Consider the following 230-nt stretch of genomic DNA (forward strand, 5'->3'; position numbering starts at 1 on the left):
ATCTCAGCCATGACGACGACGTTCCCGGGCGGACAGCTGCCGAATATGATCGATAAGATCATCACCGCCTTTGTCGTGTTTGCCCTAGCGACTTTGATGAAAGCATACAGCCAAACGGTCATTGGGGCTTCAGTGCTGGCGGCAGTCGGCACGGTCATTTCCGGCGGGGTGTTTTTGGCTGCGGCGCTCTTGCTTGTCGGGTTGCCGGGCGGAGCGACGTTTTCGGCGCT

At 58.7% G+C, this 230-nt stretch carries 1 protein-coding gene; it reads left to right on the top strand.

Going from position 1 to position 230, the window contains the following annotated elements; translation table 11 throughout:
• On the top strand, positions 1 to 230 hold a 230-nt coding region (locus LD028_RS09670), incomplete at both ends, for a tryptophan transporter (RefSeq protein WP_275949122.1).

The organism is Anoxybacillus sp. LAT27 (genome assembly GCF_022030075.1).
GTDB classification, from domain to species: Bacteria; Bacillota; Bacilli; order Bacillales; family Anoxybacillaceae; genus Anoxybacillus; species Anoxybacillus kestanbolensis.